Annotated in this window: 27 protein-coding genes; 2 read left to right on the top strand and 25 right to left on the bottom strand. The window is 44.3% G+C overall.

Annotated features, from left to right (window positions below; genetic code table 11):
• The first annotated feature begins 219 nt into the window (after positions 1 to 219).
• Positions 220 to 1,092, top strand: coding sequence for a DUF1002 domain-containing protein (locus tag SB658_RS04125; protein WP_014480169.1), 873 nt, complete (start codon positions 220 to 222; stop codon positions 1,090 to 1,092).
• Positions 1,093 to 1,121: 29 nt separating this feature from the next.
• On the opposite strand, the gene lysA is transcribed toward SB658_RS04125, so the two are convergent.
• The 23 genes from lysA to ansA all read right to left on the bottom strand — a co-directional run bounded on the left by lysA (position 1,122) and on the right by ansA (position 20,985).
• A complete protein-coding gene (gene lysA, locus SB658_RS04120; protein WP_038430022.1) occupies positions 1,122 to 2,441 on the bottom strand; it encodes a diaminopimelate decarboxylase in 1,320 nt (439 codons plus the stop codon).
• Positions 2,442 to 2,546: 105 nt separating this feature from the next.
• On the bottom strand, positions 2,547 to 4,028 hold the full coding sequence (gene spoVAF / locus SB658_RS04115) for a spore germination protein SpoVAF (RefSeq protein WP_088326393.1): 1,482 nt from the start codon (positions 4,026 to 4,028) through the stop codon (positions 2,547 to 2,549).
• On the bottom strand, positions 3,979 to 4,590 hold the full coding sequence (gene spoVAEA / locus SB658_RS04110; protein ID WP_003230469.1) for a stage V sporulation protein SpoVABEA: 612 nt from the start codon (positions 4,588 to 4,590) through the stop codon (positions 3,979 to 3,981). The genes spoVAF and spoVAEA overlap by 50 nt, the downstream gene beginning before the upstream one ends.
• Before the next feature lie 7 nt (positions 4,591 to 4,597).
• Positions 4,598 to 4,948 carry a stage V sporulation protein AE gene (spoVAE, locus tag SB658_RS04105; RefSeq protein ID WP_003230467.1) on the bottom strand — a complete coding sequence of 117 codons (351 nt, stop codon included), beginning with the start codon at positions 4,946 to 4,948 and terminating at the stop codon, positions 4,598 to 4,600.
• A 1-nt stretch (position 4,949) separates the two neighbouring features.
• On the bottom strand, positions 4,950 to 5,966 hold the full coding sequence (spoVAD, locus tag SB658_RS04100) for a stage V sporulation protein AD (protein WP_003230465.1): 1,017 nt from the start codon (positions 5,964 to 5,966) through the stop codon (positions 4,950 to 4,952).
• A 12-nt stretch (positions 5,967 to 5,978) separates the two neighbouring features.
• Positions 5,979 to 6,431, bottom strand: a complete 453-nt coding sequence (gene spoVAC, locus SB658_RS04095; RefSeq protein ID WP_029726751.1) for a stage V sporulation protein AC — start codon at positions 6,429 to 6,431, stop codon at positions 5,979 to 5,981.
• Between the two features lie 12 nt (positions 6,432 to 6,443).
• On the bottom strand, positions 6,444 to 6,869 hold the full coding sequence (gene spoVAB / locus SB658_RS04090) for a stage V sporulation protein SpoVAB (protein ID WP_003230463.1): 426 nt from the start codon (positions 6,867 to 6,869) through the stop codon (positions 6,444 to 6,446).
• Entirely contained in the window at positions 6,859 to 7,479 is a 621-nt protein-coding gene (spoVAA, locus tag SB658_RS04085; protein WP_122894955.1) for a stage V sporulation protein SpoVAA, read from the bottom strand. Before spoVAA ends, spoVAB begins: the two co-directional genes overlap by 11 nt.
• A 126-nt stretch (positions 7,480 to 7,605) precedes the next feature.
• On the bottom strand, positions 7,606 to 8,373 hold the full coding sequence (gene sigF / locus SB658_RS04080; protein ID WP_003230458.1) for an RNA polymerase sporulation sigma factor SigF: 768 nt from the start codon (positions 8,371 to 8,373) through the stop codon (positions 7,606 to 7,608).
• Between the two features lie 11 nt (positions 8,374 to 8,384).
• A complete protein-coding gene (gene spoIIAB / locus SB658_RS04075) occupies positions 8,385 to 8,825 on the bottom strand; it encodes an anti-sigma F factor (RefSeq protein ID WP_003230452.1) in 441 nt (146 codons plus the stop codon).
• The gene (gene spoIIAA / locus SB658_RS04070) at positions 8,822 to 9,175 is read right to left on the bottom strand and encodes an anti-sigma F factor antagonist (RefSeq protein WP_004398633.1); all 354 of its coding nucleotides are present in this window, start codon (positions 9,173 to 9,175) and stop codon (positions 8,822 to 8,824) included. The genes spoIIAB and spoIIAA overlap by 4 nt, the downstream gene beginning before the upstream one ends.
• Before the next feature lie 95 nt (positions 9,176 to 9,270).
• Positions 9,271 to 10,440 (bottom strand): D-alanyl-D-alanine carboxypeptidase DacF, encoded by a 1,170-nt coding sequence (gene dacF, locus SB658_RS04065; protein WP_015714206.1) that lies wholly within the window; start codon positions 10,438 to 10,440, stop codon positions 9,271 to 9,273.
• Positions 10,441 to 10,594: 154 nt separating this feature from the next.
• Complete coding sequence (locus tag SB658_RS04060; protein WP_015714207.1) at positions 10,595 to 11,410, bottom strand: purine nucleoside phosphorylase I, inosine and guanosine-specific; 816 nt, start codon at positions 11,408 to 11,410, stop codon at positions 10,595 to 10,597.
• 12 nt (positions 11,411 to 11,422) lie between these two features.
• Positions 11,423 to 12,607 (bottom strand): phosphopentomutase, encoded by a 1,185-nt coding sequence (gene deoB, locus SB658_RS04055; protein ID WP_144500723.1) that lies wholly within the window; start codon positions 12,605 to 12,607, stop codon positions 11,423 to 11,425.
• A 160-nt stretch (positions 12,608 to 12,767) separates the two neighbouring features.
• Entirely contained in the window at positions 12,768 to 13,658 is an 891-nt protein-coding gene (gene xerD / locus SB658_RS04050) for a site-specific tyrosine recombinase XerD (RefSeq protein ID WP_004398985.1), read from the bottom strand.
• Between the two features lie 7 nt (positions 13,659 to 13,665).
• Positions 13,666 to 13,893, bottom strand: coding sequence for a YqzK family protein (locus tag SB658_RS04045; RefSeq protein WP_003230440.1), 228 nt, complete (start codon positions 13,891 to 13,893; stop codon positions 13,666 to 13,668).
• Between the two features lie 124 nt (positions 13,894 to 14,017).
• Positions 14,018 to 14,467: a ferric iron uptake transcriptional regulator gene (gene fur / locus SB658_RS04040; RefSeq protein ID WP_029726750.1), complete on the bottom strand. Its 450-nt coding sequence runs from the start codon at positions 14,465 to 14,467 to the stop codon at positions 14,018 to 14,020.
• 112 nt (positions 14,468 to 14,579) lie between these two features.
• Positions 14,580 to 15,224 (bottom strand): stage II sporulation protein M, encoded by a 645-nt coding sequence (gene spoIIM / locus SB658_RS04035; protein WP_004398593.1) that lies wholly within the window; start codon positions 15,222 to 15,224, stop codon positions 14,580 to 14,582.
• A 100-nt stretch (positions 15,225 to 15,324) separates the two neighbouring features.
• Complete coding sequence (locus SB658_RS04030) at positions 15,325 to 15,540, bottom strand: hypothetical protein (protein ID WP_003246030.1); 216 nt, start codon at positions 15,538 to 15,540, stop codon at positions 15,325 to 15,327.
• A gap of 99 nt (positions 15,541 to 15,639) precedes the next feature.
• Positions 15,640 to 16,959 carry an NAD-dependent malic enzyme gene (locus tag SB658_RS04025; RefSeq protein WP_004398731.1) on the bottom strand — a complete coding sequence of 440 codons (1,320 nt, stop codon included), beginning with the start codon at positions 16,957 to 16,959 and terminating at the stop codon, positions 15,640 to 15,642.
• Positions 16,960 to 16,976: 17 nt separating this feature from the next.
• Positions 16,977 to 18,383 (bottom strand): malate-H+/Na+-lactate antiporter MleN, encoded by a 1,407-nt coding sequence (gene mleN, locus SB658_RS04020; protein WP_003230432.1) that lies wholly within the window; start codon positions 18,381 to 18,383, stop codon positions 16,977 to 16,979.
• Between the two features lie 140 nt (positions 18,384 to 18,523).
• On the bottom strand, positions 18,524 to 19,951 hold the full coding sequence (gene aspA, locus SB658_RS04015; RefSeq protein WP_014477246.1) for an aspartate ammonia-lyase: 1,428 nt from the start codon (positions 19,949 to 19,951) through the stop codon (positions 18,524 to 18,526).
• 44 nt (positions 19,952 to 19,995) lie between these two features.
• Positions 19,996 to 20,985 carry an asparaginase gene (gene ansA, locus SB658_RS04010; RefSeq protein ID WP_004399032.1) on the bottom strand — a complete coding sequence of 330 codons (990 nt, stop codon included), beginning with the start codon at positions 20,983 to 20,985 and terminating at the stop codon, positions 19,996 to 19,998.
• Between the two features lie 181 nt (positions 20,986 to 21,166).
• Here ansA and ansR point away from each other — a divergent pair, with 181 nt between their 5' ends.
• Positions 21,167 to 21,517, top strand: a complete 351-nt coding sequence (gene ansR / locus SB658_RS04005; protein WP_004399024.1) for an HTH-type transcriptional regulator AnsR — start codon at positions 21,167 to 21,169, stop codon at positions 21,515 to 21,517.
• An 8-nt stretch (positions 21,518 to 21,525) separates the two neighbouring features.
• Here the strand turns inward: ansR and SB658_RS04000 are convergent, their stop codons facing one another.
• Positions 21,526 to 22,689, bottom strand: a complete 1,164-nt coding sequence (locus tag SB658_RS04000; protein ID WP_033884655.1) for a TIGR00375 family protein — start codon at positions 22,687 to 22,689, stop codon at positions 21,526 to 21,528.
• A complete protein-coding gene (gene nudF / locus SB658_RS03995) occupies positions 22,686 to 23,243 on the bottom strand; it encodes an ADP-ribose pyrophosphatase (RefSeq protein WP_004398600.1) in 558 nt (185 codons plus the stop codon). The genes SB658_RS04000 and nudF overlap by 4 nt, the downstream gene beginning before the upstream one ends.
• Positions 23,244 to 23,303: the final 60 nt, after the last annotated feature.

The raw sequence follows: 23,303 nt of genomic DNA, 5'->3' as shown, positions 1-23,303 counted from the left end.
GATTATGTATGATAGGTTATAGCCTGTCTCTCCTTGTCGCGGCTATTATACCACACCTTTCGGGGGAAAACGAATCTCCCGAGCTTTACTAAAAAATAAAAATGAAACCTGAATCTCTTTATCTCCGTCTAACCTAACGGAACTGTATTTTTCATGATTCAGGTCCTCACAAAGCAGCACTATCCAGCTGCTTGTGAAATTGAAGGAGGTCAAACTGCTTTGAAGAAAATTTGGATTGGAATGCTGGCAGCGGCCGTTTTGCTGCTGACGGTTCCGAAGGTCAGTCTCGCGGATGCCGCAGTTGGAGATGTCATTGTAACACTGGGTGCTGATTTGTCAGAATCCGACAAACAAAAAGTGCTTGATGAAATGAATGTCCCTGATAATGCCACAACAGTAACCGTGACCAATAAAGAAGAACATGAATATTTAGGAAAATATATATCAAACGCGCAAATCGGATCGAGAGCGATTTCTTCATCGTCAATCACCATTGCCAAAAAAGGCTCCGGATTGAATGTTGAGACCCATAATATCAGCGGCATCACAGATGAAATGTACCTGAATGCACTGATGACAGCCGGTGTGAAAGATGCGAAGGTGTATGTTACAGCACCGTTTGAAGTATCCGGGACTGCCGCTTTAACTGGATTGATTAAGGCGTATGAAGTTTCTTCTGACGAAGCGATCTCGGAGGATGTTAAGCAGGTCGCCAACCAAGAGCTTGTCACGACATCAGAGCTTGGAGACAAAATCGGTAACGAAAATGCGGCAGCCCTGATTGCAAAAATCAAAGAAGAGTTTGCTAAAAACGGGGTGCCTGATAATAAAGCTGACATCGAAAAACAAGTGGATGACGCAGCTTCTGATTTAAACGTCACACTTACAGACAGCCAAAAGAATCAGCTTGTCTCCCTATTCAATAAGATGAAAAACGCTGACATTGACTGGGGACAGGTCAGTGACCAGCTAGATAAAGCGAAAGATAAGATTACGAAATTCATAGAATCAGATGAAGGCAAAAACTTCATCCAGAAAGTCATTGATTTCTTCGTATCTATCTGGAATGCGATTGTATCTATATTCAAATAAGAAAAGCGCCGAAAAATCGGCGCTTTCTTTTATTGCTTTACACCCGTTTTAAATGGCAGATCAAGTTTTACAATATCTTCGTATGTTTCTCGCTTCACGACTAAATGAGCCTCACCGTTTTCGACAAATACAACGGCGGGTCTCGGAATACGGTTATAATTGTTGGCCATGCTGTATCCATAAGCGCCTGTACAAAAAACGGCAAGAAGATCGCCTTCTTTTACTTCCGGCAGGTCAATATCCCAAATCAGCATATCTCCGCTTTCACAGCACTTTCCGGCAATTGATACCGTTTTGTCATGCGCTTCTCCGATCCTGTTGGCTGCCGCAGCTTCATATTTAGCTTGGTAAAGCGCAGGACGAATATTGTCGTTCATGCCTCCGTCTACAGCCACATATTGGCGGACACCCGGCACTTCTTTTTGAGAGCCAACCGTATAAAGAGTTGTGCCTGCGTCTCCCACGAGAGAACGGCCCGGTTCGATCCAAATTTCCGGGATGTCAAAACCGTAACGGGAAGCATTTTCTTTCACAGCTTCGATAATTTTTTCAACGTATTCAGTGGCATGAAGCGGTTCATCATCTTCCGTATAACGAATGCCGAAACCTCCTCCAAGATTCAGCACCTTGGATACAAATGAATATGAATCTCTCCATTCGTCTAGTTTTTTGAAGATTTTTTCCGCTGCTAACACAAAACCGGCCGTATCAAAGATTTGCGAGCCGATATGGCAATGGACACCCAGCAGCTGAATGTGTTCCGATTGTAATACTTGTTCAATGGCCCGTTCAGTTTGTCCGTTATGAAGATCGAAACCAAACTTTGAATCTTCCTGGCCCGTTGTAATGTAGTCATGCGTATGCGCTTCTACTCCGGGCGTGATCCGAAGAAGAACGTCGATGGAGTGACCCGTTTCTTTACATAGGTCTTCAAGAAGCGCAATTTCATAGAAATTATCCACCACAATGCAGCCGATGCGGTGCTCAAGCGCCATCCGCAGTTCTTCCCTGCTCTTATTGTTCCCATGAAAGTGGATGCGTTCTGCCGGAAAGCCTGCCGCAACAGCCGTATATAGCTCTCCTCCGGATACGACATCTAAAGAAAGTCCCTCTTCCTCAGCGAGCTGAATCATTGCGACTGATGAGAATGCTTTGCTCGCATATGCCACCTGTGCTTTCAGCCCTGCAGAAACAAACGCCTGCTTAAAGCTTTTAGCACGCTCACGTATTAAAGCCACATCATATACGTAAAGAGGTGTACCATATTTCTCCGCTAAATAGAGAGCATCCACACCTCCGATTTCTAAATGACCATGTTGATTTTGTCTGCTTGTGCCGTGTAAGAACAATGTCATTCCCTCTTTCTCCGCTTATGGATGAAAGGACAGTTTTATGGACTGTCCCTTCATAATTAAGACATACATTATCATACTCTTCAGTCAGTTTCAATGCGATTATGAATTGGTAGGCTGCCTTAAGCGATTTTTGGGGTGAACGATACTGGGTCTTACTTTTGCGCCAGGTTTCGCTGTGCGGACAAGAACCTGCCACAGCGCCTTTCCGTTAAAGGGAATCAGCGGCCATAAGTACGGTGTCTGAAGGGATTTGATGCTTGTCATGGCAATAATTAGCACTGTAAATCCGATGACGAGCCCTTTTATATGAAATAAGGCAACGAGTATCATGAGGACAAGACGGCTCATTTTGTTTGCCAAGCTTAATTCATAACTAGGCGTCGTAAAGGTTCCAATCGCCGCAAGTGAGACGTACAGAATCACCTCAGGCGAAAAAAGGCCGACCTCAATCGCAATCTGCCCGATCAGAACAGCGGCAATTAAACCCATTGCTGTCGATAAAGCCGTCGGGGTGTGAATGGCAGCCATTCTGAGAAACTCGATTCCTAAGTCAGCTAAAAATATCTGCAGGATGATCGGGATATGCGTATCTTTATTTAAACCGATAAATTTCATGTTGTCCGGGAGCAGATCAGGCTGAAGCACAAAGAGAAACCAGATCGGAAGAAATAAAGTAGAAGCAAGAATACCGAAAAATCTTACCCATCTTAAAAAGGTCCCGACTGAAGGCGCCTGCCTATATTCTTCAGCATGCTGCACATGGTGAAATAAAGTCGTCGGGGTAATGATCACACTCGGCGATGTGTCCACTATAATGATAACATGGCCTTCTAGAACATGATTTGCGGCCACATCCGGTCTTTCTGTATAGCGCACGAGCGGAAAAGGATTATAGCTTTGATTAACAATGAATTCCTCGACAGTTTTGTCTGCCATTGTTAATCCATCGACATCAATGGATGCAATTTCTTTTTCTACGATCTCAACCAGATCCGGATCAGCTATATCTTCTATATAACAAATGCTTAAATCCGTCTTTGACCGCTCACCAACTTTAGTCATCTTGACTCGAAGGCGTTCGTCTCTGATCCGCCTTCTGAGAAGGGCCGTATTGACGACGATATTTTCAACAAATCCGTCTCTGGCTCCCCTGACTACCTTTTCCGTATCAGGTTCTTCCGGGTTTCTGCCCGGATAGCTTCTGACGTCAATTATAAATGCGAATCCTGCACCTTCAACAATGACAGCGACGAGCCCGGACAGCACTTGGTCGGTGGTTTCATCCAAGGTTTTTACCTTTTCGACCTGGGCGTTAAGCAGCCTGTTTTCGACGATGTCGACCAGCTCATCAGGGTCTTCTTTCCGATTGTTAATGGCAACAAGCTCTCTCATTAAATGAATAATATAGGCTGTATCGCATAATCCATTTAGATAGTAAAGCTGGATCTCTTTATCTAAAATCGTGAGCTTGCGAACACCTACATCATAGCTCGTCCCCATCCCAACACGGTTTTTGAAATACTCTTCATTTTTAGCTGGATTCCGATAAACCCGAATTTTCTCTTCCTTGTGGTCCGGCATGATACCCGCTCCTTTCTAAAATAAACTCGACCGCTTTCATGGTGATTGGCGACCCTTTTGAGATATCGTCTTTTCTGCCCATTTTGCCGATATCCCCGATACCGACAATAAGCGGGAGATCAAGTTTATCAAGGCAATAGACTGTATCTCCACTCATTCTGTGGTCATCAAATTCCCTTTCCCCGACTTTATCGACGCCGTATTCAGTTATTTCTCCATTGCGGTCAATGCTTACATCGACCCTGGTCCATTCAGCCTGATGTGTTTTTGACGCGACCGCAATCACACCGAGCACTTCAATAGACGGATGGGTTGCGACATAGGTCAGAGCGGCTTCTCCCGGACCCTCTCCTTGAAGGCCGGAGTCGTCAAACATGACAAATACAGGATCATACGGTGCTGAGGCGATCAGCTTGACAAGCTCGGCGCCGCTGCGGGTGGAAGGATTCCCTTTTGATTGTGAAATACATCGGCCTCCCACTTTGCTTGCGGCGTATTCAATTGTTTTAGCGGCATAAACATCCCCGTCTGTTACCAGTATGACCTTGCGTTTTGTCGTCATGTCGGCATTATCCTTTCGGTTTGAAAATAACAGCTACGATAAAGGCGAAAAGAATAGCGGCTGAGATACCGGCCGAGGTCAGCTCAAAAATCCCCATGCCGATTCCGATAAATCCGTGTATATGCGCCTGATGCATGGCGCCGTGCAGAAGACTGTGACCGAAGCTGACGATCGGAACGGTGGCGCCTCCTCCGGCAAATTCAATAAATTTATCGTAAATGCCGAAACCATCTAATATTGCACCGATTACAACAAATGATGTCATGACATGAGCTGGCGTCAATTTAAAAATATCCAAGAGCAGCTGGCCGACGATACAAATGGCCCCGCCGCAGACAAAAGCCAAAAGGTAGTCCATATTAAGATGCACCTCCTGCACGCTCAAATACAACCCCGTGGGCGATAGTCGGGATGGTTTCTTTTTGCTGGATCATCGTCGGGCTTAATAGCGCCCCGGTCGCCACGACAAATACACGGTTTAGTTTTCCTTCTCTCAGCTGCTTAAAAATATGAGAGTAGGTGACAACCGCTGAACAAGCACAGCCGCTCCCCCCGGCAAAGACCTGCTGATCCGGAGTGTAAATCAGAAGCCCGCAATCATCATGCTTTGTGCCGACTGGATATCCATCTTCTTTTAAAATGTCTTTTACGATTGGAGAACCGACGCCTGACAGGTCACCTGTCAGGATTAGATCATAGTCATCCGCTGTCCGGTTGAGATCTTTAAAGTGCTGCTTAATCGTATCAGCTGCAGCCGGAGCCATAGCCGATCCCATATCAAAAGGATCTGTAATTCCTAAATCAGAAACCTTCCCGACAGTCGCACTTGTGATTTGGATATCACCCGGTGTCTGACTGATGACAACTGCACCGCTTCCGGTTACAGTGGAGGTAGCAGTGTCCGGTTTTTGGCCTCCGTATTCTGTCGGATAGCGAAACTGTCTTTCAGCAGTTGCATTGTGACTGCTAGTGGCAGCGAGTGCCCTTTTGGCAAACCCACCATCAACTAAGGCTGATGCGACAGCCACTGTTTCCATTGATGTTGAACAGGCGCCAAACATACAAAGAAATGGGATTTTCAAGTGTCTTGCCACATAGTTAGCCGTCACGTTTTGGTTCAGCAAGTCGCCTGCCAGCAATAGGTCAATATCATCTTTTGTCAGATTGTTTTTTTGAAGCGCAACATTAACAGCGTCTTCCATCAGCTGCCGTTCCGCCATTTCCCAGCTCTTTTGATTACAATGCATTTCGTCATAGGTTTTATCAAATAAAGAGCCGAGCGGTCCGTCTTTTTCCTTTGGTCCTGCTGCCGTTCCCGCTGAGTTGACAAATATGGGATGTTCAAATACCCAGGTTTGCTTTCCTGTTAATTTCATTTTCTTCTCCTCCTATGACATCAGTTTCTCAAAAGCAAACCGAATCATTCCAACGATGTATGCAGCTACAACTCCGAAAACAATAACATTTCCTGCCAGTTTAAACATATTTGTCGCTACTCCAAGCACTAATCCTTCGCTTTTATATTCAAGAGCCGCGCTTGCCATACTGTTGGCAAAACCTGTGACAGGTACGGCTGAACCTGCGCCTGCGAATTGTCCGATTCTGTCATAGATGCCAAGCCCTGTAAGCAGGGCAGAGATTAATATCAGCGTTGCAGCTGTTGGATTCCCCGCAGTTTTTTCATTGAAATCAAAAAAATGGATATAAAAATTTTGCAGACCTTGCCCGATTGCACAAATCAGTCCGCCCACTAAAAAGGCTTTTACACAGTTCCAGACGTAAGGCGGCTTAGGCTGATATGTTTTCACTTTTGATTTGTAATTTTCTTTTATGTTTGTCATCTTGAAACCTCCTTATGAATGGTCAATAAAGTACAGCCAGTGAAATAAAGATCCCGCGATTTTCCCAATCACGATGGCCATTAACAGAATAATGATTTTACTTCTGAGCCCGATTCGTTTCGCCAAAATCGGCAGGACATTTAAAACCTCTGTAAGAGCAGCCGCTAGCATCCCGACGAACAAACCTGCCAGAAGCCCGACCGGCACAGCTATCCATTTTGTTAGATAAAGATGATTCATATGAAGCGTCTCCCATCCCCCGCAAACCGCGCCAAGAATAACAGCCGCTTCATAAGCCTGAACAAATCTCATTGTTTTGGTGAGCTGCATCAGCCGCGGAATGATTCCCATTACGGTTAAAAAAGCAACGAAACCCGCCCCCACCGTTATGCCTCCGCCGAGCCCGACAAAAATAATGAACAATACACTAACGATCATGCAGATCCTTTATGGTTTCTTGATTCTCATGCATGGCCACATATTGATCGAGATCAAGCTGATAGTTAAACATCTCAACCTCCAGCGGGCTGGGCTCTTCATTTAGGCGCTTTTTAAATATGTGGTTAAAAAACACGATCATCCCCAGTCCCAAACCGATGCTGTATGGGATTTGAAGCAAATATGGATAGTCATTCCTCTCTCCGGTTATGATTTCATATAGTGCGATATGAACATCTCTCATGCTTACATCCTCATGAAAGTTCATGATGGCAAGACACGATCCAATAAACAGAAGCAGCCAGACACCGATAAATAGAACCGTTGATAAATTTCGCTTTCGATACTGAATTTCAACAATGGTTTCTGCTCCGCCTACGGTTTGAACATCAAGTGTCGGGTCTTGTAAATGAATGGCTCTGAGGACTTGTATGATATCCAGAATTACGATATTTTTATCTTTTTCGCTCACCTGATAAAGCGGCATAGCCGAAAGTTTCTTTATCAGCTGAAGCTGCCCTTCTATTTGCGCGGCATCTCCAACGGTAATAATATCCCCTGGATGTGCCAGCACTCGGTGGCGAAGCCGGATAAATATTCGTCGTTCCATCATTGATCACCATCTTTCGGTGGTTATATATGTAGTATGTGGTTCGATTTTGTTCTCATTCATCCGCTCGAAAAGACCATAAATTACCACGCTTTTGCACACAAAAAAGCTAGCCTGCACTGCAGGCTAGCCATCCGTATGATCCATTTGAACCTTGATCTGTTTTAATATTTTCTTTTCAAGCCTGGAAACCTGCACCTGAGAGATCCCGAGCCGCTCAGCCACCTCGGACTGTGTCTGGTCTTTATAATATCTGAGATAGACGATTAGTTTTTCCCTTTCCTCCAAATCGCTGATTGCTTCTTTCAGCGCAATTTTGTCAAACCATTTTTCTTCTGAGTTGTCAGCGATTTGATCAAGCAGGGTAATCGGATCTCCGTCATTTTCATAAACGGTTTCGTGAATCGAAGATGGAGCCCTTACCGCCTCTTGGGCCAGTACAACATCCTCAGCTTCAATCTCCAAATGGTCAGCGATCTCCTGCACCGTCGGCACTCTGCCCAGTGTTTTCGAAAGCTCATCCTTCGCGCGCCGGATTTTGTTTCCAAGCTCTTTTAATGACCGTGATACCTTTACGGTTCCGTCATCACGGATAAATCGTTGGATTTCTCCGATAATCATCGGCACTGCATACGTTGAAAAACGCACATCATAGGTTAAATCAAATTTGTCAACAGATTTTAACAGCCCGATGCAGCCGATCTGGAAGAGATCGTCAGGCTCATATCCTCTGTTTAAAAACCGCTGTACGACAGACCAAACAAGACGCATGTTTTTTTCTATGAGGAGGTCTCTTGCCTGCTGGTCGCCATTTTGGCTTTGTTTGATTAATTCCTTTACTTCATGATCCTTCAGCTGAGCGTTTTTGCCGTTTTTCTTAACCTCCACATCCATAACAAATCTCCTTAATTACAAAGCGCTTTGCTTTTTGATAAGTGCTTTGTTAAGCGAATCGTTGTTCCCATTTCAGGCGATGAATCGATACTGACATCATCCATGAAATTTTCCATAATGGTAAAGCCCATTCCAGAGCGCTCAAGCTCAGGCTTAGTCGTAAATAGAGGCTGACGGGCTTCTTCAAGATCTGTAATGCCTAAGCCTTCATCACGAATAGTCATATATACGACATGATCTTCCAGCGTCACTGAAATGTAAACTTTCCCTTCACAGTTCTCTTCATATCCATGGATAATCGCATTCGTGACAGCCTCTGACACGACTGTTTTGATTTCAGTCAGTTCATCCATTGTCGGGTCCAGCTGAGCTATAAATGAAGCAACTGTCACACGGGCGAACGATTCATTCTGACTGAGGGCAGAAAACTCAAGGTGCATTTCATTTTTCATGATGCCACCCCCAGTGTCAGGAGTGCCTGCTGTTCAGATTGTTCAAATCGGATAATTTTAAACAGACCCGACATATCAAACAATCGCTTCACCGCAGGAGAGATAGCGCAAACAACCATTTCTCCGCCAATTTGCTTAATTTGCTTGTATCTTCCTAAAATAACGCCAAGCCCCGAGCTGTCCATAAAGGAAAGGTCCTCCAAGTTCAGCACGATATGGCGAATATCATCCTTCTCCAATGATTGAGTCACTTTTTGCTTCAGGGTTTCAGCCGTATGGTGATCGAGTTCGCCTGTTAATCGAATACAAAGCACAGATTCTTTGACATTCATGTCAATTCCAAGGCTCATGCTCATTCCTCCTTGATATGATCGGATAATGAGTGTTTCGATTTCGACGGAATGAATTCCTTCACCGTGACAAAACTAGTGGTCATTCGGCATAATTACTTAAATTTTGTCCAGTCTCCCATCGTCCGCTTTAAGAATGTGATAAACCCGGCTTTCTTCATATCTTCTTTTGCAGCAACAGGACTTTCAGCGAGTACTTCTCCATCCTTTTTCAGAACAAGAGTGCCAAGCTCTTGGCCTTTTTGAATCGGAGCACTAATATTGTCCTTCATCTTGATTTCTTTTTTCACATCGTTCATATCCTCGCCTTTTTTCGTCAATATTGAAATCGGCTCAGATGTAGTGAGTTCGATAAATTTTTGTTTCCCTTTTTTGACCTTTACTTTTGCTACTGTTTGATTTCGTTTATATAAAGGATGCGTTTCATATTGGCTAAAGGCGAAGTCAAGCATTTTTGTCACTTGCGCGTTTCTTTCTTTAGGCGTGCTCGCTCCGAATACAACCGCTATGGCCCGCATGTTTCCTTTTTTAGCCGAAGCAGTCAGACAATATTTCGCTTCGCCTGTATAGCCTGTTTTTACGCCGTCTACACCAGGATAAAATTTGATAAGGCGATTTGTATTTACAAGCCAAAACTTTTTATCTGTATTTTCACGAAGGTAATCTTCATACGTGCCGGTAAACTTCGTAATTGATTCGTATTTCAATAATTCCTTAGCCATGATTGCCATGTCATAAGCAGAGCTGTAATGTCCTTCCTCGGTCAATCCGGTCGGGTTTTTGAAGGATGTATTTTTCAATCCCAGCTCTTTTGCTTTTTTGTTCATTTTCTGAACAAATTCTTCTTCAGAGCCGGAAATAAATTCAGCCATGGCGACGGAAGCGTCATTTCCCGAAGCGATTGCGATACCCTTCAGCATTTCTTTGACAGTCATTTCTTCGCCGGGCTCAAGGAAGATCTGTGAGCCGCCCATTGACGCCGCATGCTCGCTTGTACGGACCTTATCACTCATTTTGATTTTGCCTTTATCTAAAGCTTCCATAATCAAAAGCATCGTCATAATTTTCGTCATGCTTGCAGGCGCCAGTCTCTCATTGCTGTTCTTGTTGTAAAGCACTTTTCCCGTGTCACGTTCTATCAGCACCGCAGACTTCGCTTCATGAGCAAGCTCCGATGTACGTTTTCCGTCTTGTTTTGCAAATGCAGACGGTGCAAATGTAAGCAGCATTATACCAATCAACAAAGTGGATAAAAGACGTTTCATCTCAAAAGCCCTCCATTTCATAATCCTTTTTATTTTTTCCAAGCGGGATGGTTTTATACGCCACTGATGGAAAATGTTTCGAATTTTGGGCATAAAAAAAGACAGCTGTGTGATATCAGTCACAGCTGTCTTTTGGTCCTGCATTGATTCATATTTATTCGTACTGAGCGACGATCGCTTTAACAAGCTTCAAGAATCCAGCTTTTACTTTTTCGGTCACTTCCATAACTTCATCGTGACTTAAAGGCTGATCCAGAATTCCGGCTGCCGCGTTAGAGATGCAGGAAATGCCAAGAACCCGCATTCCCGCATGATTCGCCACAATGACTTCCGGAACAGTAGACATGCCGACAGCATCAGAGCCCATCGTTCTTAAGAAACGGACTTCTGCCGGTGTTTCGTAAGAAGGTCCTGTCACAGCAGTGTACACGCCTTTTTGAATTGGGATATTAAGGTCTCTCGCAATCTTTTCAGCCAGGCTGGACAGATCTTTATCATAGGCTGAAGACATATCTGGAAATCTGGCGCCGAAATCAGCTTCGTTTGGCCCGATTAACGGGTTTGTTCCCATAAAGTTGATATGATCGGTAATAATCATTAAGTCTCCCGCACGGAATTCAGTGTTGACACCGCCTGCGGCATTTGTCACGATCAACGCTTCCACACCGAGCGCTTTCATCACGCGTACAGGGAATGTGACTTTCTCCATTGAGTAGCCTTCATAAAAATGAAAGCGGCCCTGCATTGCAATGACGGAAACTCCTTCAAGAGTGCCAAGCACAAGTTGTCCGGCATGCCCTTCAACAGTAGATACCGGGAATTCAGGTATATCTTCATATTTCAGCTTGACCGGATTTTCAATTTCGTCCGCCAAAATGCCAAGACCTGAGCCTAAAATAAGGCCGATCTTCGGAGATTCCGGCAGGTTTTGTTTAATAAAAGCGGCTGCGCGTTCAATTCTGTCCTTCAAGAAACAGTCCCCCTATTGTAATAAAGATAAAAAGCTTTTCCCGTATTTCGGTTTATTCGTTTGGAAATTATCAGCGATCGTTGCGCCGATATCAGCAAATGTATCTGCAAGCGGCAGCATTTGCGCTTTCTTATGTTTTTTGCTGTAAGCGAGAATCGGCACATACTCGCGTGTATGGTCAGTCCCATGATGAATCGGATCATTGCCATGGTCGGCTGTAATAATTAACAGATCGTCTTCTCTCATTTTTTCAAACACTTCCGGAAGCCGCGCATCAAATTCTTCAAGCGCGCGTCCGTAGCCTTCAGGGTCACGGCGGTGTCCGAATAACGCGTCAAAATCAACAAGGTTCGCAAAGCTCAGACCCGTAAAGTCTTCTCCCAGCGTATCGATCACCTTGTCCATTCCGTCCATATTGGAAACCGTTCTGCGTGAAGAAGTAATGCCTTCTCCGTCGTAAATATCAGAGATTTTACCGATTGAAATCACATCTAAGCCGCTGTCTTTCAATTCATTCATGACAGTGCGATCAAACGGTTTAAGGGCATAGTCATGGCGGTTTGGCGTCCGTTTGAATTGACCCGGCTCTCCGACGAACGGCCGTGCAATAATGCGGCCAACCATATATTTCGGATCAAGCGTCAGCTCTCTCGCCGTTTCGCAAATGCGATACAGCTCCTCAAGCGGCACAACCTCTTCGTGAGCGGCAATTTGCAGAACAGAGTCAGCAGACGTGTAAACAATTAAAGCCCCTGTCTCCATGTGCTCCTGACCAAGCTCATCCAAAATCGCTGTGCCGGAAGCCGGCTTGTTTCCAATAATTTTGCGGCCAGATCTCTTTTCCAGCTCTTGAAGCAATTCATCAGGAAAGCCTTCCGGGAACACTTTAAATGGTTTATCAATGTATAAACCCATAATCTCCCAATGGCCAGTCATCGTATCTTTTCCGTTTGACGCTTCTTGCATTTTTCCATAATAGGCAAGCGGATGTTCTGTTTTTTTTACACCTTTGATATCTTCGATAAGACCAAGGCCGAGCTTTGCCATATTCGGCATATGTAATCCGTTCATATGCTCGGCAATATGACCGAGCGTATGAGCGCCTTCGTCATTAAAGTCAGCGGCATCAGGCGCTTCGCCGATTCCGACTGAGTCCATCACAATTAAAAACACACGATTATATTTGTATGCAGGCATCTTGAAAGCCTCCTTTTTTTCTATACGTCTATTGTATCGCTAAGAGGTCTGACAACTCAAGTATAAACCGTTTTCATTCCCGTTGACAATGTATTTGGAAATAATGAGAAACTTCAATATTTTCTGTCGCTCTAAACAAAAAAGCCGCAGCCACCTGCGGCTATGCTCGCGGATGAAACTGCTTGTACACATCCTTCAGCCTTGTTTTCGTCACATGCGTATAAATTTGCGTCGTGGATATATCCGCATGACCGAGCATTTCCTGCACCGCTCTTAAATCTGCCCCGTTCTCAAGCAGATGCGTCGCAAAGGAATGCCTGAGCGTATGCGGAGTCAGCTCTTTCTTAATGCCGGCTTCCAACGCGATTTTTTTCAGGTTCTTCCAAAATCCCTGGCGGCTGATCTGTTTGCCGTGATGATTTAAAAAGAGGGCGTCAGACACATTGTTCTTTAACAGTTTTCCCCTGGCTTTTGTCATATATTCCTCAATGGCGGAAGCGGCGGCTTCACCAATTGGCACAATCCGTTCTTTTCTTCCTTTGCCAAAGCATCGGATAAACCCCATAGATAAATGAACATCTGCCGTTTTCAACTCAATCATTTCACTGACTCGTATGCCTGTCGCATAAAGCAGCTCCAGCATTGCTTTATCCCGATAGCCGAATGGGCTCGTCAGCTTAGGCGTGTCCAATAATCGCTCGACTTCATTGAGTGCGAGCACCTTCGGAAGCGCCCGTTCCGTCTTTTGTGTTTCGATATGAACGGAAGGGTCCTTATCCGTTACTTTTTCCCTGAGCAGAAATTGATGAAAAGAGCGAATGGATGCCAAATGCCGCGCCGATGTCTTGCCGGATTTCCCCGAGTCCTTCAAATGCTTTAAATATTGGATAATATGTATGCGGGTAACGTGATTCCAATCTGTAACATGAAGGGTTTCTGTTAAGTAGAGAGAATAGCTTTTCAAGTCACGTTCATAGGATACGATCGTATTTTGAGAGAGCCCTCTCTCTACCATAACGTAGTGGATGAAATCCTTTATTTGATCTTTCACTCTTGATCTACTCCCCGTTTTGGTAAAAAAAGATCAACCGGTCGAACCATCCGCCTTTTTCATCCTGATCCATTTCAACAACTTTTACAGCGGAGCCTTCCGGTTTATCATACCGATGATAGTTTTCATACTCTTGATTCACCCATATCATAGCATAATAGAACAAAGCGGTAAAACCGGTAAACAGGATGAAAACTTTCAATGCATCGACAGCTGTTTTCAGGAATCTTCCCATGTCCTAATCGATCCTTTCCCTATGGTTCCAGTTATATAAACCATATGCCAAATCAGAAAGGTTTTATACATAGAAACAGCAAAAAACCCTTTCCCTATGAGAAAAGGTTCGCGCTCGGCACCGTCTATTCAGTTTCTTTTCCGTAACAGCGGTGGCAAATGCCGTGAAACGTCAATCTATGATCTTTAATCTTAAATTTCCAATCACGTTCAATGATTTCTTCCACGTCTTCAAGCAAATCTTCTTCAATTTCATCAACGGCTCCGCACTCCATGCACACCAAGTGGTGATGAAAGTGAGCTGCTCCCTCTTTCCGAAGGTCGTAACGGGACACACCGTCTCCAAAGTTAATTTTATCTACGACTTTTAATTCAGTTAATAATTCAAGCGTACGGTATACTGTAGCGAGACCGATCTCAGGAGATTTCTCTTTTACGAGGAGGTATACATCTTCTGCGCTTAAATGGTCTTCTTCGTTTTCAAGCAGCACTCTTACTGTCGCTTCACGCTGTGGCGTAAGTTTATAGCTGGATGAGTGCAGTTGTTTCTTAATACGATCAATACGGTTTTCCATGTCTTTCCCTCCTACGCCGCATTCCATGACTCATTATAACAAAATACGCGCAGAGTTCCAACTATAATTATTATAAACTGATAAATAAAATGGTTTTCTTTTAATAATGATTTTAAAAAAGTCTAGATGTAAGCTTTTCCATTAAAACAGGAGATAAGTATGCTTCAAAGAGAGATGAAATCAGCGCTAAAAACAGAATGACCAGCAGCACAAAGGCATACCGCCCGAACCATTGAATCGGCGCGTCATGCAGGCTTCGTTTCACGAACAGCTGTCTGATTAACTTTAAAGAAAACGCAATTGCACATGTGCCCATAATGAGATAAGCCGGAATCAGCAGCACATTTTGCGGCAAAACGGAGACAAATGATAGGAAAAACCCGCTTACTCCCATCTGATTGACTAGGAACCCGACAGTAAAGCCGACGACGATCCCTTTCAGAAAGATCATAATGAAAATAATCGGCATCCCAATGACGGAAATTCCCAGTATCCACATCAGGCCTAAATACTTTGCATTATGAAAGATACTTTGCCCAAACATATCAGCTGAACTTGCCTGTTTTCCATCCGAAAGCTGTCCAAAAAATTGACTTAAGTAGTAGTATAAATCTTCTTTCTGGCTGATGGTCATACTGTTGACAATAATCGCGCCAAAGATGACACCCATGAAAAACAGCACTGACACAAATATATAAAGAGAGAGATGATCTTTGACATGCCTGAGAAACATGTCCTTATAAGAGATTTTTCGCATACCGTTTCCTCCCGCCCGCTCTAGTGATTTGATTTAATAGATTGTATGAAAGAAACAGAAAAACATGCCCTTTTTCAAAAAGAAACAATAGAGATGAATGCTAGGCGGCTTTTTGGGGCACAAAAAAATCCTTATCATCAACTGCTGTATGATCATAAGGATTCTTATGCTTCCGTTTATTCAAAATCTCTTTTTTGCTTTTTGTCATTCTTCCATGTGTGCTGAAAGATGGTGTGCTGCCTCTTGATAATAAGACGTCACGTCCGCCGTTTCTCAATCGATGCCCCCGCTTCTTTTTCGCTTGGCTTTTTGCCATGTGATCACTCCCTTTTTTATTTTCATAGTAATGATAACAAAATTGAACAATGATAAGAAAAAAACAGCACCTGCTACGACAGGTGCTGTTTAGCTACATTTATTTCACTGCTGTAAGAGCTGCATGCTCGACAGCTGCTGCTACCGCATGATGGACTTTTGAATCAAGCGGCTGAGGGACAACATCACCTTGTTTAGTGCAAGCTGCGATGGCCTCTGCTGCTGCGACAAGCATATCATGATTAATCTCCGTGCTTTTTGCGTTAAGCGCTCCTCTAAAAATCCCTGGAAAACCGAGTACATTATTAACAGAACGCCCGTCAGCTGCATATGCGGCGCCAGCCTGCAGTGCGGCCTCCGGCTCAATTTCCGGCTTCGGATTCGATAAAGCCAGAATCACTTGACCAGAACGTACAAATGCCGGTTTTATTAAACCCGGAACGCCCGTTGTAGCAATGACAATATCACATGTTTCCATAAGCTCCTCAATACTGGAAACTGCCTGTCCGCCGTATTGTTCGAGACGGTTCATTGCTGACTCTGATTTGTCTGTTCCGTATACAGCATTCACACCATAAGCCATGAACATCCGGCAGATGGCCACGCCTGCTGCGCCAAGGCCGATTTGCCCCACTTTCGCTTCCTTCAGGTCAACCCCCGCACTCCTGCATGCCGAAATGGCAGCTGCCAGCGTCACTACAGCTGTACCATGCTGGTCATCGTGCATAACAGGGATGTTCAGCTCCTCTTTTAGGCGATCCTCGATTTCAAAACAATGCGGCGAACCGATATCCTCAAGAAGGATGCCGCTAAAGCCCGGAGAAATATGTTTTACTGTTTTGATGATTTCTTCAGGATCACTCGTATCAAGCAGTATCGGAATGCCGCTAATACCCGCCAGCTGATCAAATAAAGCAGCCTTTCCTTCCATGACAGGCATGCCAGCCACAGAGCCGATATTCCCAAGGCCTAAAATTGCGGTTCCATCCGTTACAATTGCAACAGAATTGCTGATCGTTGTATAAATAGAAGCTTTTTCAGGTTCTTTTTCGATCAGTCGGCACACGTCCGCAACACCTGGTGTGTAGACACGTCCCAGCTCTGCCAGTGAACGGATCGGCATTTTGCTTTTCATTTGGATTTTTCCGCCTTCATGTGCGGACAGGACTTCATCAGATACGGTGTGAAGCCTGATCCCTTCTCCGAGGGCCTGTACAGCCGCGATCACTTCCTGAAGCTGTTCTTCATTCTCCACTTGAACGGTAATATTCCGCATTGTGTAATTGGGTCCGACTTTTACCGTCTCCACTTCACCAATATCCCCGCCCAGAAGGCCGATGGCCGTAGCCACCCTTCCAAGATTTCCGGGAACCGAAGGCGTTTCGATCATCAGTGTCCGAATCATGTGTTTCGCTATCATTCAGTGATCCTCCCCTATTAGCCTAGTTTTTCGGCTTTAACTGTATTGTTTTTCGTATACCATATAAATTTTCCTGTATAACCATAGATAATTGCAAGACCTATTGCTACAAAACTGAGCCACATAAACGGCAGATAAGAGAAGGTAGAAACACCTAAAATACCAGCCATGTAAATCCCATTATCAGACCAAGGAACCATCCCCGAAGTCAATGTTCCCCCGACCTCTGAGTTACGTGATAACACTCTTCTGTCCAGATGTAAACGATCATAGCTGTCTTCCATAATTTTCGGAGTCAAAATAAGAGATACATACATCGCACAGCCGAAGATGTTTGCTAAAAACGCTACGATCAGTGTAGACAATGTGACATTGCCGGCTGAAGTTAATTTCTTTTCAAACGTTGAAACAATGACTTTTAACACGCCGAGTTTCTCAAGCAGACCGCCAAAACCAAGGCCAAAGATGATGACGACGAGAGAATCAAGCATACCGACAATTCCACCGCGGTTTAACAAGCCGTTCAAAAATTCAACATCCGTTTTAATAGAGAAGCCGTTGTACGCAGTTGCAATCGCATGGGCAATATCCATTCCTTGGAAAACAACAGCCCAGATTGCACCGAGTAAAGCGCCAATTACGATAACTGGCATAGATGGCTTTTTCATCGCCAATAAGACTATGACGAGAACTGCCGGGATCAGCATCCAAATATGAATGTCAAACGTGTTTTGCAAAGATGATTTTAAGAATTCAACTTTATCAAGATCAATATTTTTCCCGCCGTACATAAATCCAACAACTGTAAAGAGTATAGCTGTAATGACATAAGCAGGTATTGATAAATAAAGCATTGCTCTCACGTGAGCCAATACATCGACTTTTGATAGTGAAGAAGCTAGAACTGTACTGTCAGACAGCGGAGACAGCTTGTCCCCAAAATAAGCACCTGAAAGAATAGCTCCCGCTACTAGAGGAAGCGGAATGCCTAACCCCTCTCCAATTGCGATCATGGCAATGCCGGCAGTTCCGACTGTTCCCCATGACGTTCCTGTTGCCACAGACATAATGGAACAAATAATTAACGTTGCCAGTAAAAAGATACTTGGGTGAATAAATTCCAGTCCGTAATAAATCAAAGTCGGCACAACGCCTCCGGCAATCCATGTTCCGATGAGCGCCCCAACTGAAACGAGAATCAGTACGGCTTCAAGGCCATTTGATATCCCATGTACAATCGCATTTTGTAAATCTTTATAAGAATAACCGAGTCTTATACCTAAAAGCATTGCAATAAACCATGAAACAAAAAGCGCCAGCTGTATCGGCAAGTCGAGAAAGACTGTAAACGATAGAACAAGTGCTAAAAATACTCCTAGTACAATAATAATTTCAAATAGTGTTGGCAATCTTACATCCTTCAAAAGAAGTCCCCCTTCATGTAAAAGCTAAAACGCTTTCAATATATAATGCAACACGTATACTATACTTCCTCATCCCTATGTTGTAAACAGCTTATTCATCCGACTATTCGGAGATGAATAAGCTGTATTTTATACAAATTTTATTTTTCTAATAGTTCTTTCCCTGCGATACCTGGTTTGGTCATCTCATATGGGTTTAAAATAATATCCAATTCTTCTTCAGTCAGCACATCATGCTGCAGGCAAAGGTCACGGACTGATTGGCCTGTCATAATCGCTTCCCGGGCAATTCTGGCAGCCGCTTCATATCCAAGATGCGGATTGACAGCTGTGATCACGCCTGCGCTTTTTTCTACGTATTGCTTCAACCGCTTTTCGTTGGCTTCAATGCCCTTTAAGCAGTTGTCAGTGAACGAACGGAAGCCGTTGTTCATGATGCTGATGGATTGAAGCAAATTAAAGACAAGCACGGGCTCCATGACGTTCAACTCAAGCTGGCCGGCTTCTGAAGCAAGGCAGATTGTATTGTCGTTTCCGATAACCTGGAACGCAATTTGGTTGATCAGCTCCGCCATAACCGGATTGACTTTCCCCGGCATAATAGATGAACCCGGCTGACGTGCAGGCAGAGAAATTTCCGCAAGTCCGGCGCGCGGTCCCGACGCCATTAAGCGCAGGTCGTTTGCGATCTTCGACATGTTCATCATGCAGACTTTTAATGAAGCTGATACCTCTGTATAGGCATCTGTATTTTGTGTCGCATCAACAAGATGGTCAGCGCCGACAAGAGGAAGCCCGCTAATATCAGCAAGGTGCTTTACTACCTGTTTGATATATTCAGGATCAGCGTTCAGCCCTGTACCAACAGCAGTTGCGCCCATGTTGACTTCATATAGGTGCTGGCGCGATTGCTTGATTCGTTTGATATCACGCTCGAGAACACGGCTGTAAGCTTCGAATTCCTGGCCAAGACGGATCGGAACCGCATCTTGAAGGTGTGTCCGGCCCATTTTAATAACAGAGTCAAACTCCTGTGCTTTTTGCTTGAACACACTATGCATATCTTCCATTGTTTTCAGCAGTTTTTCTAAGAGCTTCAATGTGGAAATATGAATAGCAGTCGGGAACACATCGTTCGTAGACTGTGACATGTTCACATGTGTGTTTGGACTTAAATGGATATAATCTCCCTTTTTATGTCCCATGATTTCAAGCGCCCGGTTTCCGATAACCTCATTCGCGTTCATGTTCATAGAAGTTCCGGCACCGCCCTGAATCGGATCGACGATAAACTGATCGTGCCACTTGCCTTCCAGAATCTCGTCAGCGGCTTGTACGATAGCTTGGCCAATTCCTTCATACAGCCGTTTCACGTCCATGTTGGCAAGAGCCGCAGCTTTTTTCACAATCGCCAGTGCGTTAATCATTTCCTCATGGATTTTGTATCCTGTGATCGGGAAATTTTCAGAAGCACGGAGCGTCTGAATTCCGTAATAAACATCTGCCTCAATTTGTTTTTCCCCAAGGAAGTCTTTTTCCACGCGATATTCTTTTTGGCCGTTTAACATAATCTTTAACCTTCTTTCTCTTTGCTGGTTATCGTTTTTACATTTTACAGGACAACGTCATCAGCTATCGGCGTTTCCATAATTCTCTTGACGACAGGAAGATCCGAAGACTGACCTAGCGCCCACATCAATTTTGGCACAATTGCTTCTGTGTTCATATTTCTTGATCGGATAATTAAGTCTTGGTTGACTCTGCGGCCAACCTCGTAAATGCTCATGTCTTCGCCTTCTTCAAGACATTGAGTCGTAATGACGACGACAATGCCGCTTTCGATCAGCTCATTCACTTTTGACAAAATGTCCCTGCCTTCAAACGGCACCCCTCCGCTGCCATAACTCTCAATGACAATTCCTTTGTACATGCTTTTCAGGGCATCAAACATTTCGGGCTTTAAGCCTGGATGCAGCTTCAGCAGACATACATCTGTGCATAGTGAAGTGTCAACTGTGAAGGTGTCGTTCTCAGGTTCCGTTACTTGTTTGTTGTATTCAATCCCGTCTTCATTGATAAAAGCGATATATGGGTAATTGATGCTTTCAAATGCGTCGTAGCTTTTCGTTCTTAATTTGATCGCACGCGTTCCCTGAATGACTCTGCCGTCAAATACAACATAAACGCCGCCCACGCCTTCACAGGCAAATCGAATGGCATCAGTAATATTTTTTTTGGCATCGGTTTTTTGGAACGTGATCGGAATCTGCGAGCCGGTGATGACAATCGGCTTTTTGGCATGCTGCAGCATATACGATAGTGCTGCAGATGTATAGGCCATTGTATCTGTACCGTGAGTAATAACAAACCCGTCATAGGCATCATAATTTTCCTTAACGGCTTCCGCTATTTCCACCCAGTATTCAGGCTGCATATTGGTGCTGTCTATATTCATAAGCGACTGAGTTTCCATTGTGTAATCGTTATCAAGTTTTGATACGTAACTTAATAATTCATCAGCCTTGACTCCGGGAGCCAGCCCATTTTCCCCTTCAACTGAAGCAATCGTTCCCCCAGTTGTCAACATCAATAATTTTTTCATACCATGCACCTCTTCACTGTATCTAAAGATGGGTTGCGAGAAGGTATTCGCTTTTCGCATACTTTTAATGCAATTATAGACACGGAAAATAAAATACGCAAGACATTATTATTCAATTCGCGTACACTTCCTAATACCTATATGATATAATCAGCTCAAGGTGAAAAAGGAGCGGAAGTTCATGAATCTAGATCGTTTAACTGAATTGAGAAAAAAGAAAAATTGGTCGCTTCAATATACAGCTGACCTTCTCGGTATCGCAAAAAGCACATATGCCGGCTACGAGTCAGGCTACCGACGGCCTTCACTTGAAGCGCTTGCCATGCTGGCTGACCTCTTTGACACAACCTGCGATGAACTTTTAGGCCGCGAGAAACAAAAGCAGACTGCTCCTCAGGCCATAGAATTGGCCACGTGGAGCAGCCTTGACTTTACCATTTCTGTTGATGGCCAGCCGCTGAGTGAAGATGAAATCATCCAGCTGATTACCTTTATACGCACAAAAAGAAAAGTACAGGAGGAACTGAGTTAATCTTTAGCTCACGGTTTAATTTTACCGTAGGTTCCTCCTCCTCCGGCTTTCAATTCCAGTTTTCCGGATCTCGCTTTTACGATAAGCGCCGCGGTTTTCGGCGGGACAACGCGAGCCAAATCTTCTTCTGCAGCCTCATGAAGAACAGCCATTTCTGTTCCGAAGGCTTTTTTTAGTTTGTCCAGCGTTTTCGGGCCTACACCCGGAACAAATTGCAGCGGGATCTGATGTACATATCGCGGACGCGGGACGCGAACTTCAAGCTGATCACTCAATTCACGCAATCTTTCGCTGACTCCCTTGGTAAATCTGGCATTTCCGCAATTCGCGCACGCTGTTTCCCCGCTTACAGCAGGCTCTCCGCACGCTTCGCAAGCCGTCTGATAATATTTCCCCAATAACGGGTCCAAGCCATAATTTGCGATAATTTTCCTGTCATCTTGTCCCTTTAATGCAAGAGCAAATTCAGTAAAATCAGCTGACTGCACATATAGTTCATTATATTCTCTGCCGATTTTCCCCAACGAATGCGCATCAGAATTTGTTAAAAAAGGATACGGATTCAATTGCGATACGTGTGATGCCATGTCTGTATCACAGCTTAATCCAAGCTCCACCGCGTCTATCATAGATGGATCAAAAACCTCAGTTAAGCTTGATTTAACCCCTTTTCCATATAAGCTTTTATGCGGCGTAAAGATATGGGCGGGGATAAACAAGCCGCCCATATCCTGCACTTTTTTTTGCAGGTTTAAGCCCGTTTCATAAATCCGCTGCGAGCTTAAATGAATATTTTTCAGCCGGGCTGACAGCCAGTTTGAAAACTGTTTCATATCAGCCAACGTCGGCATAAATACGAGCACATGGATCGGTCCGCTACAAGCTTCATCATAAATCTCCAGCTCGCTCCCCAATAAAAGAGTCGTGCTGCGATAACGAATTCCTCCCCCGTCAAGCTCGCGATATTTTCCAGATGAAATGCCTTCCTCAAGCTCTAGAATGACTTCCGGAGAATGACAGTCGATAATGCCGAGGAGTTCAATTCCTTTATGTTCACTGGCTTCAACCAATATTCTGTCCAGCGTTAATGTTTTGGCACCTGTTATTTTGACAGCCCTTCCTGTAAAGGTCCGGCCGATATGAATATGTAAATCCGCGTAAATCTTTTTCATTTTTGTGCTTGGAGCGCTTCTTTCAGCTGAAGATACTGAATGGCGTAGGCTGTTTTAGCATCGTATACTTCACGCGATTCAACCAGCTTTAGCGCATCTTCAAGCGTCACCTCCATCACTTCAACAAACTCGTCCTCATCAAGCTCCCGTTTTTCTTCAAGCACAGAAAGCTCCTCAGCAAGAAAAACGTGAACGATTTCATCTGCAAATCCGGGTGATGTATAAAACGCAGTTATTTTTGTCAGTTTTTTTGCTGTATAACCGGTTTCCTCTTCAAGTTCCCGAAGTGCCGTATACTCCGGCTCCTCACCTTTTTCAAGCTTACCGGCCGGAATTTCAACGATCGTCCGCTCAAGCGGCTTACGGAATTGTTTGACCATGATGATTTTCCCTTCATCTGTGACGGCTAGTACCGCTACAGCTCCAGGGTGTTTCACAATTTCACGTTTACTGGCTTTGCCGTTTGGCAGCTCTACATCCTCGACATAAAGATCAATGACTTTACCCGAAAAGATCTGTTCTTTGGCAATTGTTTTTTCTTCTAATGATTTCATTTCTTCATCTCCCGTTCTGTCTCTATATGATGCCCCATACATTTTATCATACTAGAGCAA

The sequence above is a fragment of the Bacillus sp. SIMBA_008 genome (genome assembly GCF_046535495.1).
GTDB lineage: Bacteria > Bacillota > Bacilli > Bacillales > Bacillaceae > Bacillus > Bacillus subtilis.
This window is presented reverse-complemented; position numbering and strand designations above follow the sequence as displayed.

Bases quoted from the DNA above. Each gene is read 5' to 3' on its own strand.
- aspA (WP_014477246.1), bottom strand. From the start codon at position 19,951: ATGTTAAACGGCCAAAAAGAATATCGCGTGGAAAAAGACTTCCTTGGG.
- spoVAD (WP_003230465.1), bottom strand. From the start codon at position 5,966: ATGAAATTAACAGGAAAGCAAACCTGGGTATTTGAACATCCCATATTT.
- fur (WP_029726750.1), bottom strand. From the start codon at position 14,467: ATGGAAAACCGTATTGATCGTATTAAGAAACAACTGCACTCATCCAGC.
- deoB (WP_144500723.1), bottom strand. From the start codon at position 12,607: ATGCCTGCATACAAATATAATCGTGTGTTTTTAATTGTGATGGACTCA.
- SB658_RS04025 (WP_004398731.1), bottom strand. From the start codon at position 16,959: ATGATAGCGAAACACATGATTCGGACACTGATGATCGAAACGCCTTCG.
- dacF (WP_015714206.1), bottom strand. From the start codon at position 10,440: ATGAAACGTCTTTTATCCACTTTGTTGATTGGTATAATGCTGCTTACA.
- SB658_RS04045 (WP_003230440.1), bottom strand. From the start codon at position 13,893: ATGGGAAGATTCCTGAAAACAGCTGTCGATGCATTGAAAGTTTTCATC.
- spoVAC (WP_029726751.1), bottom strand. From the start codon at position 6,431: ATGACAAACATAAAAGAAAATTACAAATCAAAAGTGAAAACATATCAG.
- spoVAEA (WP_003230469.1), bottom strand. From the start codon at position 4,590: ATGACGACAAAACGCAAGGTCATACTGGTAACAGACGGGGATGTTTAT.
- ansR (WP_004399024.1), top strand. From the start codon at position 21,167: ATGAATCTAGATCGTTTAACTGAATTGAGAAAAAAGAAAAATTGGTCG.
- spoVAE (WP_003230467.1), bottom strand. From the start codon at position 4,948: ATGGACTACCTTTTGGCTTTTGTCTGCGGCGGGGCCATTTGTATCGTC.
- spoIIAB (WP_003230452.1), bottom strand. From the start codon at position 8,825: ATGAAAAATGAAATGCACCTTGAGTTTTCTGCCCTCAGTCAGAATGAA.
- ansA (WP_004399032.1), bottom strand. From the start codon at position 20,985: ATGAAAAAATTATTGATGTTGACAACTGGGGGAACGATTGCTTCAGTT.
- spoVAB (WP_003230463.1), bottom strand. From the start codon at position 6,869: ATGATCGTTAGTGTATTGTTCATTATTTTTGTCGGGCTCGGCGGAGGC.
- spoIIAA (WP_004398633.1), bottom strand. From the start codon at position 9,175: ATGAGCCTTGGAATTGACATGAATGTCAAAGAATCTGTGCTTTGTATT.
- spoVAA (WP_122894955.1), bottom strand. From the start codon at position 7,479: ATGGAACGACGAATATTTATCCGGCTTCGCCACCGAGTGCTGGCACAT.
- spoVAF (WP_088326393.1), bottom strand. From the start codon at position 4,028: ATGCCGGACCACAAGGAAGAGAAAATTCGGGTTTATCGGAATCCAGCT.
- SB658_RS04030 (WP_003246030.1), bottom strand. From the start codon at position 15,540: ATGGCAAAAAGCCAAGCGAAAAAGAAGCGGGGGCATCGATTGAGAAAC.
- nudF (WP_004398600.1), bottom strand. From the start codon at position 23,243: ATGAAATCATTAGAAGAAAAAACAATTGCCAAAGAACAGATCTTTTCG.
- sigF (WP_003230458.1), bottom strand. From the start codon at position 8,373: ATGGATGTGGAGGTTAAGAAAAACGGCAAAAACGCTCAGCTGAAGGAT.
- spoIIM (WP_004398593.1), bottom strand. From the start codon at position 15,224: ATGCGAAAAATCTCTTATAAGGACATGTTTCTCAGGCATGTCAAAGAT.
- SB658_RS04000 (WP_033884655.1), bottom strand. From the start codon at position 22,689: ATGAAAAAGATTTACGCGGATTTACATATTCATATCGGCCGGACCTTT.